The organism is Cobetia sp. Dlab-2-AX, from assembly GCF_024124625.1.
GTDB lineage: Bacteria > Pseudomonadota > Gammaproteobacteria > Pseudomonadales > Halomonadaceae > Cobetia.
This window is the reverse complement of record NZ_JAMXRV010000001.1, coordinates 694,118-712,421: the sequence shown is the minus strand read 5'-3', so window position 1 is coordinate 712,421 and position 18,304 is coordinate 694,118. Positions and strand designations below refer to the sequence as shown.

General features: G+C 63.0%; 12 protein-coding genes. 10 read left to right on the top strand and 2 right to left on the bottom strand.

The features are described 5' to 3' along the window. Positions 1-507 precede the first annotated feature (507 nt). The 8 genes from doeA (at position 508) to NH396_RS03035 (ending at position 13,753) form a co-directional block, all read left to right on the top strand. Positions 508-1,818, top strand: coding sequence for an ectoine hydrolase DoeA (gene doeA, locus NH396_RS03070; RefSeq protein WP_290441664.1), 1,311 nt, complete (start codon positions 508-510; stop codon positions 1,816-1,818). Positions 1,819-1,863: 45 nt separating this feature from the next. Then, the gene (doeB, locus tag NH396_RS03065; RefSeq protein ID WP_253061507.1) at positions 1,864-2,949 is read left to right on the top strand and encodes a N(2)-acetyl-L-2,4-diaminobutanoate deacetylase DoeB; all 1,086 of its coding nucleotides are present in this window, start codon (positions 1,864-1,866) and stop codon (positions 2,947-2,949) included. Next, a complete protein-coding gene (locus NH396_RS03060) occupies positions 2,946-3,449 on the top strand; it encodes an Lrp/AsnC family transcriptional regulator (RefSeq protein WP_253061505.1) in 504 nt (167 codons plus the stop codon). Before doeB ends, NH396_RS03060 begins: the two co-directional genes overlap by 4 nt. A 50-nt stretch (positions 3,450-3,499) precedes the next feature. Continuing rightward, positions 3,500-4,471 (top strand): glutamate racemase, encoded by a 972-nt coding sequence (gene murI, locus NH396_RS03055; protein ID WP_253061503.1) that lies wholly within the window; start codon positions 3,500-3,502, stop codon positions 4,469-4,471. A gap of 207 nt (positions 4,472-4,678) precedes the next feature. Then, the gene (gene trmA, locus NH396_RS03050) at positions 4,679-5,809 is read left to right on the top strand and encodes a tRNA (uridine(54)-C5)-methyltransferase TrmA (RefSeq protein ID WP_248380820.1); all 1,131 of its coding nucleotides are present in this window, start codon (positions 4,679-4,681) and stop codon (positions 5,807-5,809) included. A 356-nt stretch (positions 5,810-6,165) separates the two neighbouring features. Then, positions 6,166-11,004, top strand: a complete 4,839-nt coding sequence (locus tag NH396_RS03045; RefSeq protein ID WP_253061501.1) for an NAD-glutamate dehydrogenase — start codon at positions 6,166-6,168, stop codon at positions 11,002-11,004. A gap of 331 nt (positions 11,005-11,335) precedes the next feature. Next, a complete protein-coding gene (locus tag NH396_RS03040; RefSeq protein WP_253061499.1) occupies positions 11,336-12,481 on the top strand; it encodes a hypothetical protein in 1,146 nt (381 codons plus the stop codon). A gap of 228 nt (positions 12,482-12,709) precedes the next feature. Then, complete coding sequence (locus NH396_RS03035) at positions 12,710-13,753, top strand: quinone-dependent dihydroorotate dehydrogenase (RefSeq protein WP_253061497.1); 1,044 nt, start codon at positions 12,710-12,712, stop codon at positions 13,751-13,753. A gap of 833 nt (positions 13,754-14,586) precedes the next feature. Here NH396_RS03035 and rmf read toward each other — a convergent pair. Beyond that, the gene (gene rmf, locus NH396_RS03030) at positions 14,587-14,796 is read right to left on the bottom strand and encodes a ribosome modulation factor (RefSeq protein ID WP_043334308.1); all 210 of its coding nucleotides are present in this window, start codon (positions 14,794-14,796) and stop codon (positions 14,587-14,589) included. Between the two features lie 487 nt (positions 14,797-15,283). Between rmf and rlmKL the strand changes: the two genes are divergently transcribed. Together rlmKL and NH396_RS03020 are read left to right on the top strand one after the other, a co-directional pair. Further along, positions 15,284-17,500, top strand: a complete 2,217-nt coding sequence (gene rlmKL, locus NH396_RS03025; protein WP_253061495.1) for a bifunctional 23S rRNA (guanine(2069)-N(7))-methyltransferase RlmK/23S rRNA (guanine(2445)-N(2))-methyltransferase RlmL — start codon at positions 15,284-15,286, stop codon at positions 17,498-17,500. Between the two features lie 3 nt (positions 17,501-17,503). Continuing rightward, complete coding sequence (locus tag NH396_RS03020) at positions 17,504-17,854, top strand: glutaredoxin family protein (protein WP_176677782.1); 351 nt, start codon at positions 17,504-17,506, stop codon at positions 17,852-17,854. A 93-nt stretch (positions 17,855-17,947) separates the two neighbouring features. On the opposite strand, the gene NH396_RS03015 is transcribed toward NH396_RS03020, so the two are convergent. Next, complete coding sequence (locus tag NH396_RS03015) at positions 17,948-18,226, bottom strand: WGR domain-containing protein (RefSeq protein ID WP_043334304.1); 279 nt, start codon at positions 18,224-18,226, stop codon at positions 17,948-17,950. Positions 18,227-18,304 lie beyond the last annotated feature (78 nt).

Below are 18,304 nucleotides of genomic sequence, written 5' to 3'. Positions count from 1 at the left end.
TGTCGTCGTCGCTTGCTTATGCAGCTTGATGTCCATGAAGCTTTTCCTGAATCAATTGCTTGATGAGCTCACGAGAGGCTAACAAAGGATAGCTTCGTTGTGAAATCCGATCATCCGGCACCCTACACGTAGGCTCTGTTCGTGGCTCTGTGCAAAGGGGCTGGAGTTTGGCCTCACCATGCGCCATTGCCTTGCGGGCATGGCCTGCTCGCGGGCGGCAATGGCGCAGGCCTTGCAAGGGCTCAAGCGAAGGGCGACAGTGCCAGAGTCGTCCTTTGACCCGTTGTTGGCAGAGTGACAGACTCGAATCCAGAGGGGAATTCGGATGTACGCATGTACGCCGACCCTGCCGACCCGCGGGGCGCATCGTTCGCTCGCGGCGCAGGCAGCCATTGTCAGCCCGGTGCGGCTGGCAGGTCGGTCACCCGCTGCCTGGCCCTGCGTATGGCCACTGGCTCCGCCCCAACGTGCTGCTTGCCTCAAGGCCTGATCGATAAGGAGCGCTGCATGAGTCAATTCCCGCCCCATACTGGTGCGCCCCAGCCAGCCTTCGCTGGCCTGGCCACCTTGCCCAGCAGCGAGGCACCGGCCACCGAGAGTGACTGGACGCCACGTGCGCTGTCCGCTGGCCGTCAGGCCTTCACCATCGGCGAGTATCGCGCGCGCATCCAGCGGGTGCGTGAGGCCATGGCGCGCGCCGGCATCGATGTGATGGTGATTTCCGACCCCTCCAACATGGCGTGGCTGACCGGCTACGACGGCTGGTCCTTCTATGTGCACCAATGCGTGCTGCTGGGGCTTTCCGGCGAGCCGGTCTGGTATGGGCGTCGTCAGGACGGCAACGGCGCGCTGCGTACTTGCTGGATGGGCGAGGACAACATCCTGTGGTACCCGGATTACTACGTGCAGAATCCGGACATGCATCCGATGGAGTTTCTCGCCCAGTCCATCCTGCCGCAGCGTGGCTGGCACGATGGGGTCGTCGGGGTCGAGCTCGACAACTATTACTATTCGGCGCGGGCGCACTTGGCGCTGCTCAAGGAGCTGCCCCACGCACGGCTGGTGGATGCCAACTCGCTGGTCAACTGGTGTCGCGCGATCAAGTCCGAGCAGGAAATCGCCTATATGCGCGTGGCCGGGCGCATCGTCGAGCGCATGCATTCGCGCATTCTGGAGATGATCGAGCCGGGCCTGCCCAAGAGTGCGCTGGTCGCGGAGATCTACCGGGTCGGCGTCGAGGGCGTGATCGGCCCCGAGGGCGAGATTCTCGGCGGTGACTATCCGGCCATCGTGCCGCTGCTGCCCACCGGCAGTGATGCCGCCGCGCCGCACCTGACCTGGGATGACACACCATTTCGTCAGGGTGAGGGCACCTTCTTCGAGCTGGCCGGCTGCTACAAGCGCTATCACGCGCCGCTGTCGCGCACCGTCTTTCTGGGGCGTCCGCCACGCGACTTCGTGCGTGGCGAATCGGCGTTGCTGGAAGGTATCGAAAGTGGCCTGGCCATCGCCAAGCCCGGCAATCGCTGCTGTGACATCGCCCTGGCGCTGGGCGCGGCGATGGACAAGTACGGCTTCGACCGTGGCGGCGCACGCTGCGGCTATCCCATCGGCATCAGCTATCCGCCGGACTGGGGCGAGCGCACCATGAGTCTGCGCCCCAGTGACGAGACCGTGCTGGAACCGGGCATGACCTTCCACTTCATGCCCGGTATGTGGATGGACGACTGGGGGCTCGAGATCACCGAGTCGATCCTGATCACGGAAAACGGTGCCGAGCCGCTGTGTGATGTGCCGCGCCAGCTGTTCGTCAAATAGCCTGCCGACAAGTGTCAGCAGCCCGCCATAACAAGGAGTGGTGTCATGCGAGAGTCCCCCGTCAGTCTGACCATCGATCTGTTCGCCGATGGCGTTCAGCACGGTTTCTTCAAGCTGCCGATCTCGACTGACGAGTCGGCGTGGGGCGCGGTGATGACCCCGATCAGCGTGATCGCCAATGGTGAGGGGCCGACGGTATTGCTGACCGGCGGCAATCATGGCGACGAGTACGAAGGCATCACCGCGCTCTACAAGCTGGCGGCGCGCCTCACGCCTGAGGACGTGCAGGGGCGCGTCATCATCGTGCCGACCATGAATGCGCTGGCGGCCAAGGCCGGGCGGCGTTGTTCGCCACTCGATGGCGGCAACCTCAACCGCAGCTTCCCCGGCAGCCCCACCGGCGGCCCGACCGAGCAGATCGCCGACTACTTCACCCGGGTGCTGGTGCCGCAGTGCGACTATGCGCTGGACCTGCATTCCGGCGGCCGCACTCTGGATATCCTGCCGTTCGCCGCCGCGCACCGTCTCGACTATCTCGAGGAGTCGCTGGGCGTCGAGCAGTGTCGTCTGCAGGAAGCCGAGAGCCTGGCCGGGGCGCTGGCCTTCGGGGCACCCTCGGCGATGATGATGTTCGAGCTGGATGCCGAGGCACTCTACGACACTGCGGTGGAGCGCCAGGGCAAGGTCTTCGTCACCACGGAGCTGGGCGGCGGCGGTTCCACCACGCCGGAACGTCAGGCGACCGCCGATCGTGGCGTCGACAACTTCCTCGCCTTCAGTGGTGTGCTGCGCGAGCGCAGTCGCGCGGATCTGGAGCAGGACATCGAGCGCCAGCGTGCCAGCCAGGCGAACGCGCCGCTGTTGATCGACATGCCGGATGCCAGCTGTTACGTGCAGAGTGAGCATGAAGGGCTGCTGGAGCTGTGCGTGGCACTCGGTGAGCAGGTCACGGCGGGGCAATGCGTGGCGCGGGTCTATCCGCTGGGGCGTGCCGGTCAGGCGGCGGTGGAATATCGCGCCGAGCGTGATGGCGTGCTGGTGGCGCGGCGCTTCCCGGCCCAGGTGAGTCTGGGCGACACCCTGGCGGTGATCGCGGAAGTCGTGGACGACCTGGCGCGAGAGGACTCATGAGCGCGAGTCCCTCCCGCTCGCAGCCAGCGCCGAAACTGGATGCCTTCGATCTCAAGATTCTGGCGATACTCGAACGCGATGGCCGCATCACCAAGTCGCGGCTGGCCGAGGAGATCAACCTGTCGGTCAGCCCGTGCTGGGAGCGCGTCAAGCGCCTCGAGCAGGCGGGCATCATCGAGGGCTATGCCGCCATCATCAATCAGCAGCGCCTGAGTGATCAGCAGGGGGGCGCTTCCCGGGCGGCCGCCCCGCGCACGCCGGTGTGGGTCGAGATCCACCTCAAGCATCATGATGCCAGCAGCTTCCAGCGCTTCGAGCGGGCGATGCGTGAAGCGAATGAAGTGATCGAGTGCGTGGCGGTCGGTGGTGGCGTGGATTATCTGCTGCGGCTGGAGACGGCCAGCATCGATGCCTACCAGCGGTTGATCGACCGCTGGCTGGTCTCGGAACTGGGTATCGATCGCTATTTCACCTACATCGTCACCAAGCAGGTAAAATAGCGCGCCAGCTCCGTCGCTCTTCCTCTCATGCCGCACGAGATACTCTCACCATGGTGCCTTTCGCCGCCCCTTCCGGCTCCGTCGATTGTCCGTCCCACGTCCAGGCCGAATCCCCCGGTGCCCCGGTGCTGATCTTCGATTCGGGGGTCGGAGGGCTCTCGGTGGCCTCAGAGATCCGCCGCCAATGGCCCTCATTGCCACTGGCCTATGTCTGTGACAATGCCGCCTTGCCCTATGGCACCAAGCCCGATGACTGGCTGGTGGCTCGTATCGCGCAGGTGTGCGTGGCGGCGGTGGAGGCAAGCGGGGCGCGTGCTCTGGTAGTGGCCTGCAATACCGCCAGCACCCTGGCGCTGGTGGCGTTGCGCGAAGCGCTGTCGATTCCGGTGATCGGCACCGTGCCCGCCATCAAGCCGGCGGCGGCGTTGGCACGTGCGCGTCAGAGTGCAGCACGTCGTGAGAAGTGCGAGCCGCCGGTGTTCGCGTTGCTGGCGACTTCCGCCACGGTAAGACGTGCCTATACGGAGCAGTTGATCCACGATTTCGCGGCGGATTGTCAGGTGATTCGCGTTGCGGCCGATCCGCTGGTCGCCGAGGCCGAGCGGCGTCTGCGCGGCAAGCCGGCGCGCCCCGAGGTGGTGGCGGCCAGTCTGGCTGATCTGGCGGCGGTCGAGGCGCTGGAGGTGGTGATTCTCGGCTGCACGCATTTCCCACTGCTTGGCGCCGACATCTCACAGGTGCTGGGCGAGTCTCGAGTGGCGCTGGTGGATTCCGGCGCGGCAATCGCCCGCCGTGTGGCGGAGGTGCTGGCGCTTGGTGCTGCGGCCCAAGTGGCTGGGCAACAAGTTGCTCAGACTGATCAGCAGGTCTCTCAAGAGGCTGGACAGCAAGCCGCTCAGGCGGTTCAGCCAGCACCACGTGAGCACATGGCGCTGGCGACGGATGCCCGGCAGCCGGGGCTGGCCACGGCGCTGGCCAGTCAGGGTTTCGCCGCGCCGCAGGCACTGGCGTTCGACGACTGAAGCGCAGGGGCGCTGACTCTCGCGGCCCTATTGCACCTGCCTGCTCCCGCCTTGGCCCGCGATTTGGCGCTTGAGCTTCGCGCTGCCGATGGTAGGCTAGCGCGCCCAACCTTTGAATGGACGTGATCGGCATGGCTCACCATGACGTCCCCGCGTCCCTTTGCTCATCGTTTCAGTGCTGCGGTATGCCCGCAGGCAGGAGTCAGTGTGGCCATCGCCGTCGTCGATCCCAGTCAGTATGAACAGCAGCTCGCCGAGAAGGCCGAGCAGACCCGCGCACGTTTCGCTGCCTTCGATGCGCCGGAACTCGAGGTGTTTCCCTCGCCGCCCAGCCATTACCGCATGCGTTGCGAGTTCCGTATCTGGCACGAGGATGATGACCTCTACTACGCGATGTTCGAGGTCGAGTTCGACGACGAAGGCAACAAGAAGAAGACGGTCGTGCGCATGGACGACTTTCCGGTTGCCAGCCAGCGCATCAATGAGTTGATGCCGCTGCTGCGTGAGCGCCTCAAGGCAAGCCCGGTGCTGCGCGAGCGTCTGTTCCAGTGCGAGTTCCTCACCACCCTGAGCGGCGAGGCACTGGTCACGCTGATCTACCATCGCAAGCTCGGCGAAGACTGGGAAGCCGAAGCACGCGCGCTGGAAGAAGAGCTCGACATCATGATCATCGGGCGTTCGCGCAAGCAGCATATCGTGCTGACGCGCGATCACGTCTTCGAGCGTCTCGAGGTCGATGGCCGCGAGTACGTCTATCAGCAGGTCGAGAACAGCTTCACCCAGCCCAATGCCGAGATCTGCCGCTCGATGCTCAGTTGGGCGCGTGACGTAACCCATCCTGACAAGGCGCAGGCGGAAGGCCGTGAGCAGGGCGATCTGGTCGAGCTCTATTGCGGCAACGGCAACTTCACCATCGCGCTGGCCGAGAACTTCCGCCGCGTGCTGGCCACCGAGATCTCGCGCACTTCCGTGGCCTCGGCGCAGGTCAACCTGGCGGCCAATAGCATCGACAATGCCCAGGTGGCGCGCATGTCGGCCGAGGACTTCTCGCTGGCGCTGGCGGGCGAGAAGGCGGGCCGTCGTGTCGCGGAGATGGACCTCGACAACCACGACTTCCGCACCGTGCTGGTCGATCCGCCGCGTGCCGGCCTCGATGCCGACAGCTGCGAGCAGACCGCGCGCTACGAGCGTATCGTCTACATCTCCTGCAACCCGCAGACGCTGATCGACAACCTTGAGGTGCTGTGTCGCACGCACCGTATCGAGCGCTTCGCGTTGTTCGATCAGTTCCCGTATACCGACCACCTCGAGTGCGGTGTCTATCTGGTTCGCAGATAAGCGCGTCGTCAAATCGGCAACTGTCGTCACGCCCGTATGAGTCAGGCATCGCGCCAATCGTTTGAAAAACCGGAGCCCCGTCGTCATCTACCTGTCAGGTAGGGGATGACGGGGCTTTTTTGCGCACATGACAGCCACTCGAATTAGACTTTCGTTTCATGCGCGGACCGCCAAGTCAATACCCGATGCACAGATGTAATGCTGCATGACCAATATGGAACAGGCATGGGGCAGAGGCGCAGACTGCGCTAGTCTGTGATGCACTGCATGAGTCTGTGCTGCCACGCCTTTTGGTTGGCGCAGACTCTCTATGACTATTTTCCCTGATACATCCATCAGGTCAGTCGAGGTGATTGATGCTACACGTGGCGACGGACGGCAAGCAGGAATTTCTTGCGCAGCTCGAAGAGCAGCTGGACAAGCGACTTCCCAAGGACAAGGTGGACGTGATCGCGGCGTTTGCGCGCGACTATCACGCAACGGCCTCCTTCGAGGACATGGCCGAGCGCAAGCTGGATGACCTCTACGGTTCCACCCTGGCCGTATGGCACTTCCTGCAGAGCCTCGAGGCTCCCAAGGTGCGCGCCTACAACCCGGACTTCGAGAAGCATGGCTGGCAGTCGACGCACACCATCATCGAAGTGCTGCACCCGGACATGCCATTCCTGGTCGATTCCGTGCGTATCGAGCTCAATCGTCGTGGCATCACCGTTCACGCCATCCACAACGCCGTGCTGGCCGTCGCACGTGATGACGCCGGTCAGCTGGAGCGCGTGACGGCACCACGTGCCGAGAACGCCCCGCAGCACCGCGAGTCGCTGATCTACATCGAGGTCGATCGTCACAACGACGCCGAGACACTGGAAGACCTCGAGACCAGCCTGCGTGAAGTGCTGGCCGAAGTGCGCGTTGCCGTCGCTGACTTCGACGCCATGCGCAGCCAGGGCGCCCAAGCGCTGCAGGAGTTGCGTGACAACCGTCCGCCGACTGTCTCCGAGGCTGACCATAAGGAAGCCTGCGACTTCATGCAGTGGATGGGCAACGACCACTTCACCTTCCTGGGCTATGACGAGTACACCGTCGACGAGCAGGAAGACGGCACCCGCGTGCTGAACAAGGTCGAAGGCTCGGAGCTTGGCGTGCTCAAGCTGGATCTTGATCGCTATCACGAGCAGTCGCGTCACCAGCAGAGCGTCAACAGCGATCAGTACGTGCTGATCCCGGAGCTGCTGTCCTTCGCCAAGAGCGCCTTCCACGCCCGCGTGCATCGTCCGGCCTACCCGGACTACATCACCGTCGAGCGCTTCGATGAAGAAGGCCGCGTGATCGGCGAGCGCCGCTTCCTGGGGCTCTACACTTCCACGGTGTACAACCAGAGCCCGCGCAACGTGCCGATTCTGCGTCGCAAGGTGCAGGACGTCATGGAAGCCGCCGGCGTCAACCCGAAGGGCCACAATGGCAAGCACCTGCTGCAGATTCTGGAAGTCTATCCGCGTGATGACCTCTTCCAGATCTCCACGGACGAGCTGACCCGTACCGCCACCAGCATTCTCAACATCCGTGAGCGTCGTCGCGTGCGTCTGATCGTGCGTGAAGACCGCTTCGGCAAGTTCTTCTCGGTACTGGTGTTCGTGCCGCGCGATGTCTACTCCACCGACCTGCGCGTGCGCATCCAGAATCTGCTGTGTGAAGAGCTGAACGCCACCTTCGGTGACTTCACGCCGTATCTGTCCGAGTCCGTGCTGACGCGTATCCAGTTCATCCTGCGCTTCAAGGGCGATGAACCGGGCCAGTACGACATGCGCGCGCTGGAGAACAAGATCGCTCAGCTGGCCCGCAGCTGGCGTGACGAACTGCACGCCGCCATGGTCGAAGGCTTCGGTGAAGAGCAGGCCAACGAGCTGATGACTCGCTACCGTGATGCCTTCCCGGGCAGCTACCGTGACGACTTCTCGCCGCGCACCGCTGTCTATGATGTGGGCCACCTGCGCGCGCTGGACGAAGGTCAGGCCGTCGGCCTGAGCACCTATCGTCTGGTCGAGGACGACAACTCCGGCGTCAACCTGAAGCTGTTCCACAAGCATCAGCCGATTCCGCTCTCCGACGTACTGCCGGTGCTGGAAAACCTCGGCCTGCGTGTCATCGGTGAGCGTCCCTACGAGATCACCCGCACCGATTCCTCCTGCTGGATACACGATTTCGATCTCGAGCATCACGGCAAGGGCGCAGTCGAGCTCTCCGAAGTGCGCGAGAGCTTCATCGAAGCCTTCAAGAAGATCTGGTCCGGCGAAGCCGAATCCGATGCCTTCAACCGCCTGATCATCGGCTCTGGCCTGGACTGGCGTGAAGTGGCGATGCTGCGTGCCTACGCGCGTTACCTGAAGCAGATCCGCTTCGGTCTCTCCCAGGCCTACATCGCCAATGCGCTGGGCAGCCATCCGGACATCACCCGCGAGCTGGTGCAGCTGTTCAACCTGCGCTTCGACCCGCAGGGGCAGGGTGGCGAGGATGACGTCAACGCCTGCCGCGAGCGCATCAATGGTCTGCTCGACCAGGTCTCCAGCCTGAACGACGACCGCCTGCTGCGTCGCTACGTCGATCTGATGATGGCCACGTTGCGTACCAACTTCTTCCAGCCGGCAGAAGATGGCCAGGCCAAGGACTACATCAGCTTCAAGCTCGATACCCGTCAGATTCCGGACGTGCCGAAGCCGCGCCCGATGTTCGAGATCTTCGTCTACTCGCCGCGCGTCGAAGGTGTTCACCTGCGTGGCGGCAAGGTCGCACGTGGCGGCCTGCGCTGGTCTGACCGTCATGAGGATTTCCGCACCGAGGTGCTGGGTCTGGTCAAGGCACAGCAGGTCAAGAACGCGGTCATCGTGCCGGTCGGCGCCAAGGGCGGTTTCGTCTGCAAGCGCATGCCGGAAACCACCGACCGCGACGTGATCCAGAAGGAAGGTATCGCCTGCTACCAGATCTTCATCCGCGCACTGCTCGACATCACCGACAACCTGTCCGGTGGTGAGGTGGTGGCCCCGACGGCCGTCGTGCGTTACGACGAAGACGACCCCTACATGGTCGTCGCGGCCGACAAGGGCACCGCGACCTTCTCCGACATCGCCAACGCCATCTCCAACGAGTACGGCTTCTGGCTGGGCGATGCCTTCGCCTCCGGTGGCGCCAACGGTTACGACCACAAGGGCATGGGCATCACCGCCAAGGGCGCCTGGGTCAGCGTGCAGCGTCATTTCCGCGAGATGGGCATCAACATCCAGGAAGATGAGTTCAGTGTGGTCGGTATCGGTGACATGGCCGGTGACGTCTTCGGCAACGGCATGCTGCTGTCCGAGAAGATTCGTCTGGTCGGTGCCTTCAACCACCGCAACATTTTCGTCGATCCGAATCCGGACACCGCGAAGAGCTTCGCCGAGCGCGAGCGTCTGTTCCGTCTGCCGCGTTCCAGCTGGGACGACTACGACAAGAGCCTGATCAGCGAAGGCGGCGGTCTGTTCTCGCGTGATGCCAAGACCATCGCCATCAGCCCGCAGATGAAGGAAGTCTTCGATATCAGTGCTGACCATCTGGCGCCTAACGAGCTGATCAACGCGATGCTCAAGGCGCAGGTCGACCTGATCTGGAACGGCGGTATCGGGACCTACGTCAAGGCGTCCACCGAGACTCACGCCGAGGTTGGCGACAAGGCCAACGATGGCCTGCGCATCGACGGCCGTGAGCTGCGCTGCAAGGTAGTGGGCGAAGGCGGCAACCTGGGGCTGACCCAGCGTGGGCGCATGGAAGCTGCGGCCAAGCGTGGCGTGCGCGTCAACACCGACTTCATCGACAATGCCGGTGGCGTGAACTGCTCGGATCACGAGGTCAACATCAAGATCCTGCTGGATGACATCGTTGCCCGCGGTGACCTGACCGACAAGCAACGCAATCAGCAGCTGGCCGAGATGACCGACGAAGTCGGCGAGCTGGTGATCAAGGACAACTATCGCCAGACCCAGGCACTGTCGCTCTCCGAGCAGCAGTCCAAGGAAGGCATGGGCGTCTTCCGTCGCTTCATCAATGAGCTGGAAGCGGCCGGCACCCTGGACCGTGAACTCGAGTTCCTGCCATCCGATGAGGCGCTGATCGAGCGTTCCAACGCCGGTGAAGCCCTGACCCTGCCGGAACTGTCCGTGCTGGTCTCCTACGCCAAGAGCGATCTCAAGACCAGCTTGATCGCCTCTGACGTGCCGGACGACAGCTACGTGCAGCAGCACCTCGAGCGCGCCTTCCCGCGCGTGCTGATGGAGCGCTTCCCGGAAGAGATGTACCAGCACCGTCTGAAGCGTGAAATCGCCGCGACCCAGATCGCCAATGACCTGGTCGACCACATGGGCATCGCCTTCGTGCGTCGCCTGGAAGACACCACTGGTGCCGACAAGGCGGAAATCGCGCGTGCCTACATCGTGGCGCGTGACAGCTTCAATCTGGAAGCGCTGTGGACCCAGATCGAGGCCCTCGATCACCAGGTGCCGGCAGAACTGCAGTACCGCATGATGGGCGATCTGATGCGCCTGATGCGTCGTGCCACTCGCTGGTTCCTGCGTCAGCGCAGCGCCATGGGCGTCAAGGAATGCATCGGCCACTTCGCCCCGCGTCTGGCCCAGCTCTCCGAGAGCATCGGTGAGCGTCTCAAGGGCGAAGCCCGCGAGAACTGGGAAGCGCGTCGCGACAGCTATGTCGAGGCAGGCGTGCCGGAGGCCCTGGCCAGCACCATCGCCGCGACCTCAAGCCTCTATGCAGGGCTTGGCATCATCGAGGCGGCCAAGGCGACCGGCGAGAAGATCAATCGCGTGGCAGAAGCCTTCTACGGCATCGGCCATCGTCTGGAGCTGCCGTGGGTCGGTGACAAGATCAACGGCCTTGAGGTGCAGGACAGCTGGCAGGCGCAGGCACGTGAAAGCTTCCGCGATGATCTCGATCGTCAGCAGCTGGCCCTGACCGTCAGCGTGCTCAAGCAGGACAATGCACCGCGCGAGATCGATGAGCGTGTCGACAGCTGGATGGCCAGCCATGAAAGTCTGGTCAGCCGCTGGTGCTCACTGCTCGGCGAGATGAAGGGCGGTGCTCAGCTGAGCTTCCCGCTGTTCGCGGTCGCCCTGCGCGAGCTGGTCGATCTGGCCGAGTCCAAGCGCGAAGCCTGAGACTCGCCTCGAATGCAGCAAGAGCTGACACAAGTGGCGAGTAGCTGGTGACTCGCTGATCGAAGCCCTCACTCTCGGTGAGGGCTTTTTCATGGGGGATAGATAAAAAAGTGATAGCTGAAGCCTGCGGTAAGGTAACTGTCGTCAGCTGTCTGGTATGCTGAGTGGTGACCAGTGCACAGACTGATACAGGCCCTGATGGGGGATCCTTTTCTGCAGACCCTGTTTTCAGTCCTTGATTATCAGACTCTCATTTCAAGTCTCGGAGTCGCTGCGGCGCTCGCTGGAGGCTTCTGTTTTCAAAGCATCAGTACAACAAGGCAGAGACACCATGTCACATCGTGCATTACCCCTCGCCTGCGCCCTCGCGCTCGGCCTGTCCACTCTGGCATCCCAGGCCGTGCTGGCCGATGGCAGCCCCGCTCAGCAGCGTGCAGAAGAAGCGGCAGGCAAGCTGGACATCTCCAAGTTCCTCAAGTCGCGCAGTGATGCCCACAGTCAGAACTTCCAGTTCGGTGGTACCAGCGTGCACCAGTTCACCATCAAGGAAGCCGGACGCTACGAAATCGATGGCGTCGCCAGTTTCGATGTGACCGACCCCTACACCATGAAAGCCACGCTCGAGAGTGAGCAGGGTGAGGTCGTGGCCACTGCAGAAGGTGACAGGGCCTCCGATGGCTTGACCATGAATACCGAGCTTGAGCCGGGCGTCTACAAGCTACGGGTGCGCGCCGACAAGCTGGGGGCTGGCAAGTCGGGCGGCAACACCTATGAGATCAACGTCGCAGGCCTGAGCGAGAGTGGCGAGAAGCTGTCTGCCGAGGAAAGCGGCATCGAGACCGGCAACGGCCTGGTCTTCCTCGACACCGATGGCGATGGCCGTCGTACCGCCTTCGTCGATGCCAACGATGAGGTCGCGACCATCAAACCGGCCACCGTGGCCGCCGCCGAACAGGCCGCCCGCGAGAAGAAGGCGGCCGAGACGGGCAATGCGGCAGCTGAAGGCGCTGCTTCTGCCACAGGCGCCGCCGCTACTACTTCGGCAGCCGCGACTGCTGCAGCCGAGACGTCTGCCGCTGCCGCCACGACGGCTGCTGCCACGGGCAGTGCAGCCGTGACGGAAACCGAGGCCGAAGCGGAGCCGGATCGTCGTTTCGACGAGATCGTCACCGATGTGCGCATTCTCGAGAAGGGCGAGGTCATGACCTTCGATGTCGCGGATCGCGGCACCGTGACCATCGACAGTGAGACTTTCCCGGGCAGCGAGGGCACCTACAAGCTTGAGATGCGTCTGCTCGACGAGAACGGCAACACCGTCGCCAGCGACAAGGGCGAAGGCTTCCAGGGCGACTTCCACCTCAAAACCGTGCTGGAGCCGGGGCGTTACACCGTCTGGGTCAGCGGCCAGAAGTTCGGCTCCTCCATGCAGGGCGTCAACAACTACACCGTGCGCGTGCAGCAGCTCGACGTGAAATGATCTGCAGGGCATGCCCCCGTCATAGTCGGGTGTGACACCAGGGCGGCCCAGCGGGCCGCCTTTTTTTGCCCTGAGCATGAGCAATGCTGCCGGCCTTGGCGTGAGCGATTTTATCGATAGCAGCGCGAGCGTGCCGGCGCGCAGTGTCTGTCCCCACGGGCTTCGGGTATACTTCGCGCCCAGCGATGCTGTCGTCACGACCCTGCCGCCCGCTGTCTGGAGATCATCATGTACTCGTTTGCTCGCTCGCTTCTCTTCAAGCTCGACCCGGAAACAGCTCATGGTGTGACACTGAGTGCACTGGACATGGCACATCGCCTCGGCATGGCACGCGGTCTGGGCGGTGAAGCGCCACGTGATCCGGTCTCGCTGATGGGGCTCGAATTCCCCAATCGCGTTGGCCTGGCGGCAGGTCTCGACAAGAATGCCGATCACCTCGATGCGCTTGCGGCTCTGGGCTTCGGCTTCGTGGAGGTCGGTACGGTGACGCCGAAAGGGCAGGACGGCAATCCCAAGCCACGTCTGTTCCGGCTGCCGGAGCATCAGGCGATCATCAACCGCATGGGCTTCAACAATGCCGGGGTCGAGCATCTGGTCGCGAAGGTCAAGGCCAGTCAGGCGCGTGCTGCCTTTGGTGTCGTGTTGGGGATCAACATCGGCAAGAACCTGACCACGGCGGTGGATGGTGCATTGAGCGACTATCTGGTCTGCCTCGATGCCGTGCATGCGCATGCCGACTACATTACCGCCAATATCTCGTCGCCCAATACCCCGGGGCTGCGCAATCTTCAGTTCGGTGATCATCTCAGCCAGCTGCTGGCCGGGCTGCGTCAGCGTTGTGATCAGCTCGATGCCGAGCGCGGCAGGAAGGTGCCGCTGGTGATCAAGATCGCGCCCGACATGGACAGCGAGGAAATCCTGTTCGTGGCGCAGGCGTTGGCGGACAACGGCATCGATGGCGTCATCGCCACCAACACTACCATCGAGCGCACGGCGGTCGCGGGTAGTCCGCATGCGCAGGAGGCGGGCGGACTTTCCGGCGCCCCGGTGCGTGAATCGTCGACGCGGGTGATTCGTGGCCTGCGTGAAGCGCTGCCGAACATGCCGATCATCGGTGTGGGCGGTATCACCGACGGCGAGAGTGCGCGTGAGAAGATTGCCGCGGGGGCGGATCTGGTGCAGCTGTATTCCGGGCTGATCTACCGTGGCCCGGCATTGGTCGGTGAGTGCGCGCGTGCACTGGAAAAGGCCGATACCCTGATCAAGGTGTGATCCGGGCAGGGCTCAGTCGCAGCGTGATGCTGGCATCCTTCGCTCACGGCGCTTCAAGAGAGGGGCGAGTGGGGAAGGGCAGACACGGAAAAGCCGCCTCCTGACATCAGAAGGCGGCCTCGGTACCGGCGTGAATGATGATAAGACAACGGCAGGGAAGTGATGCGTGATCTGCCGTTGTCGTGTTGGCTGCCATGTCCAGCCAGCGTGCACGATGCGAAGCGCTTTTGCCGTCAGAAACGGCGGTTGGGGGTTGGCCCCTTGAGCTCATCGGGTGCGTGGATGGTTGAAGCAGGCCTGGAAAGAACCTGCTGATGCAGTCAAGGTGAACGTTTGCCCGTGTCGTGCTCCGCGCTGGACCGTCGTCCTCGCAGGCCGTCGCCTGCTGCGCCTCCTCTTCTGGAGCCATACCACGATTGAAACGACACGAGCGCCAACATCTCGGCCTTTCAGGAAGTGAAGCGAGTCGGCCCCATTGCCTACTGCGTCTCTTGCCTGTCAGTGCCGCGCGTCATCAAGATAGAAATAAGGCGTTACCTCCCTGGTGATTTGACGTGTCGCTGGGCGACTTCCGTGGGATTTTCCGGGTGATGTCGCTAAACCGACTCACCGTGAACACCTCGAGTCCTCTCTGTACGTGCCAGCCGACCCTGTAACGTGTCAGAAGCCGGTGGCGTGATGCCGGAGAATCCGCTTGGGCAGCGCATCAGGCTGCGTCGGCGGGGTGAAAGGCGCCAGGCGCCGAATTGCCAGTGTCATTCCGTGACGTGCCGCTTTCCTGAAATGGGATGACCTCCTGGTCGCGGATGATGAACCTTGGCGTCATGCGGTGCTCAGCTGAGCACCATGGGGTTCTTGTGGATGCCGGAGACGCCGGTCATTCCCGACCATTGGTCCCCGCGGCCTTCACGCCAGCCGCTCATCCAGAATTCACGTAGATTGACATCGATACTGGGACAATCATCACGGGAACGGCCGGTGACACCAGCCTTGTAGCCGTGAACATAGGCACGCTGAAAGCGATCACGTTTCTGTCTCTTCATGGATGACCTCTAAGTGAGAACCCATCGGCACTGCGTGTCAGTGATGGCGAGACATACCCGGCGAGACCTTGTCTGGCCGCGGCTGTCCTGCCATTGGACATGCCGAGTGAGAGAGTTGGCCGATGCCCTGTCGGGCACTGCCGGCCTCGTGCATCATCACCTCGCGTCGTTGGCCATTCTTGTCGGAAAAGGTCACGAGTGTGAGATGATGGAAGGTCTTGCCTGTATATGCTCGAGCGTGATGGTGAAAGAGCGACTGCCTTGCCGTGCCGGAAGTCCGATCTCCTGAGCGGCACAGACAGGCTGCCCGAATGAGGTTCGTGTCCCTTGATCCTCGATTTCGCATGGCGTGTCACCTTTCCGAATTGCAGCTACACCTATAGTTTTTAGAACACTGCCTCTGGCTTGTCGACAGCCGTATAGGAATATCGCTAGTGCCAGAAGCCAACTCACAGGAATAAGTCCGGCGCCTGCCGGTGAGAGATTCATGACTGATACGACCTCTGCGACTACACCCCGCGCGCCCAGCAACTCGCTCTCTACCTGGTTTGCGACCTGCCCGCGTGGCATCGAAACGCTGCTGGCCGATGAGCTGACGGCTCTGGGTGCCGAGGTGACTGGCACGACCGTCGCTGGCGTACACTTCAACGGTAGCCAGGAAACCGCCTACCGCAGCATCCTGTGGTCGCGACTGGCCAACCGCATCATTCGTCTGCTTACTCGCGTGGGTGGCGTCGACACCGGCGAGCAACTGCGCAAGGCGAGTGCGGGTGTCGATTGGGCGATGGAGTTACCGGATCGTGCATCCATCGCCGTCGATTTCCACGGGACATGGAAAGATATTCGCCACACCTTCTTCGGTGCCCAGACCGTCAAGGACGGCATCGTCGAGGCGATGTTCGAGGAAGGCCGCAACAAGCCGACCGTCGATGGCAAGAATGCAGATCTGCGCATCTACGCGCACCTGCACAATGGCTACATCACCCTGGGCATCGACCTCGTGGGTCGCAGTCTGCACCAGCGTGGCTACCGTCCTGATCTCGCCCATGCGCCGCTCAAGGAGAACCTGGCGGCGGCCCTGCTGATGCGGGCCGACTGGCCGGCGCGTGCGGCGCGTGGCGAGAGCCTGGTCGACCCGATGTGCGGCTCCGGCACGTTGCTGATCGAAGCGGCCTTGATGGCGGCGGATATCGCGCCGCAGTCGCTGAACCAGGACTTCGCCTGCCGCCACTGGGGGCGCCATGACGAGCGCATCTGGAAGGGCCTGTGGGAAGAGATGGAGCAGCGTGCCATTGCCGGGCGGCGCAAGGTCACCGCGCGTCTGTTCGGTCGCGATCACAGCCCGCAGGCGATTTCTGCCGCGCGCTCCAACGCCATGCGTGCGGGAATTCCGGCGCTGATCGAGCTGGAAGGCGCCTCCGTCGCCGAGCTGACCTGTCCCGAGGGCGCCACCACTGGCCTGGTGATGACCAACCCGCCCTACGGTGAGCGTCTGGGCGAGCTGCCGGCACTGGTGCCGCTCTACGCAAGCCTGGGTGAGCGCATGAAGCGTCACTTCGGCGGCTGGACGCTCGGCATGTTCACCGGCAATCCGGATCTCGGTCACCGTCTCGGTCTGCGGGCGCATCGTCAGTACGCCTTCCGCAACGGCCAGCTCGATTGCAAGCTGTTGATGATCGATGTGGCGGCGCGTGAGCGTGCGGTTGACGAAGACTGCGTGGCCGAAGATGCCCGCAGTCAGCCCGCGCTGAGCGAGGGCGGCCAGATGTTCGCCAATCGCCTCAAGAAGAACCAGAAGTCACTGGCGCGCTGGCTCAAGCAGAGCGGTACCACCTGTTATCGTCTCTACGATGCCGACATGCCGGAGTACGCGCTGGCCATCGATATCTATGGCCGTCACGTGCACGTGCAGGAATACACGCCGCCCAAGTCCGTGGATGCCAGTCAGGCGCAGCGTCGCCTGATGGATGCACTGGCGGCGATTCCGCAGGTGCTGGGCTGCTCGCCCAACGATATCCACATCAAGCAACGCACGCGTCAGGCGGGCAAGGCGCAGTACACGCGCCAGGACAGCTCTGGTCAGCGTATCGAGGTGCAGGAAGGCGATGCCAGGCTGTGGGTGAATCTCAAGGACTACCTGGATACCGGCCTGTTCCTGGATCACCGTCCGGTGCGCAAGCTGCTGGGCAAGGAAGCGGACGGCAAGCGGGTGCTCAACCTGTTCTGCTATACCGCGACGGCCACCGTGCATGCGGTGCTGGGCGGTGCCAGCGAGAGCGTCAGCGTCGACATGTCCAATACCTATCTGGACTGGGGGCGCGAGAACTTCAAGCTCAACGGCATCAGCGAGAAGCGCCATCAGCTGGTGCGTGCCGACTGCCTGAAGTGGCTGGAGCGCTCCCGCGAGGAGTTCGACCTGATCTTCCTCGACCCGCCGACCTTCTCCAATTCCAAGAAGATGGAAGGCACCCTGGATATTCAGCGTGATCACGCACGCCTGATCGACCTGGCGATGGCCAGTCTGGCACCGGGCGGCACGCTGATCTTCTCCAACAACCATCGTCGTTTCGTGATGGATGACAGCGTCAGCCAGCACCATGTGGTGGAAGACCTGTCGCGCAAGCTGCTGGACCCGGACTTCAAGCGTCGCCCGGATATCCACCACGTCTTCCGAATCCGTCGCGCCAGCGACGTGAAGGGCTGAGCGATGGCCAGCATCCCGCTGTGGCTCTACACCACGGCGGGCTGTCATCTGTGTGCTCGGTTGGAAGCCACGCTGCAGGCGTTGGGGGCGGATGTCACGCTCACGCGGGTCGAGATTGCCTTCGATGCGCAGTTGAGCGAGCGTTACGCGACGCGAATTCCCGTGCTGGCAAGCACATCGGGGGCGGAGTATTCGCTGGCCGATGGCGAAGAGGTATTGCTGGAATGGTTGCGCGCGCAGGGCGTCGAGCAGCGCCTCGAGCAGGGCGTCGAAATGACGCCCCCAGCCGAGCACGACCCAGCCACTGAGCTGCAGGGCCTCACCCTGCGCAACGGGCGTCGCTTTCTGCGCTGAGCGGCGCAGATATGTCGCTAGAAGTTGGTGCAAAAAGACCGCCGCTACCTCAGGGTAGCGGCGGTCTTTTCGTGTCTGGCACCGTGCTGCGTACTAGCTCTCCAGCAGCGACATCTGGCGCATGGCGTCTTCGGCTTCCGGGCTATCGGCCGTGGCCTCCAGCACCTTAGTGTAGCCGCGTGAGGCCTGGATGTGGGCGAGGTCGCTGACCCAGGTCATGGCCTGCTCGTGGCTTTCGGCGAGATCGTGCTTCAATCCGCCGAACTGGGTGCCTATCTGGCCCCATGAGCGGCTGACGATCCAGTCGCCGAACATGTCCTGATGCACATGGACCAGAACGTAATCGTGGTGGCTTTCCCAGCGGATGATCACGCGTGACTCCCGAGGCGAAACGATGGTGGCTGGACTCAATCATGAGCTTGTGACGCCCGTTGCGTGCGCCTAAGATGG